Here is a 674-nt window from a genome sequence, read left to right on the forward strand (position 1 = left end):
GGCTCAGTCAGTCTTCAATAAAAAAACATGCAATAGGCCATTATATCTCGCGTAAGGCATTATTGGAAAATACTCCAAAGATTGTATGGTTATATAGGCCATTGGATTTTATAAAAACTATCATACGTATTAATCAGGCTATCGCTATGATGGATAAGAAGTATGTCATTGAAGAAAAAAATTCACTCTTACTTAAAATTGTTACACTGCCTGGTGTGATAATTCGTAAAATTAAGTCACAACAAGGGATTTCATGAAAGTAATTGCTTTCTTTGGTGGCGATATCAGTCTCACCGGTGGTACTGAGAGAGTCAGTTTAGCTCTTGCTAACTATCTGGTTAAAGATGGCTATCGGGTTATTATTATCAGTTTAAGTGGTAATGCTTCGCCTTTTTTTCATGTAGATGAAAGAATAAAAATCGTATCACTTTTTGATAAAAAAAAACGCTTCTCACTTGCCTACTTGTCTGTCGTTTTTAGATTACGCCGTATCTTAATAGATGAATCAATCGATGTTTTGATTGATGTTGATACAATGTTAGCATTATTTAGTACTACAGCTTTATTAGGCACTAAGATAAAGCATATATCGTGGGAACATTTTAATTATAAAAATGATCTAAATATAAAGTCACGGAAACTAGCCAGGAAAGTAGCAGCCAAATATGCTGACG

The 674-nt window shown here is 33.7% G+C and carries 1 protein-coding gene and 1 pseudogene; both read left to right on the forward strand.

Annotation, left to right across the window (positions count from 1 at the left end):
- A pseudogene (locus V2A85_RS24240) lies at nucleotides 1–257 on the forward strand (glycosyltransferase family 2 protein); the annotation flags it as partial.
- The coding region (locus V2A85_RS24245) for a glycosyltransferase (RefSeq protein WP_420072627.1) at nucleotides 254–674 on the forward strand (421 nt) is incomplete at its 3' end. The pseudogene V2A85_RS24240 and the gene V2A85_RS24245, both read left to right, overlap by 4 nt.

Origin of the sequence: Yersinia sp. 1252 StPb PI, assembly GCF_048593885.1 — a bacterium.
Taxonomy (GTDB): Bacteria; Pseudomonadota; Gammaproteobacteria; order Enterobacterales; family Enterobacteriaceae; genus Yersinia; species Yersinia enterocolitica_E.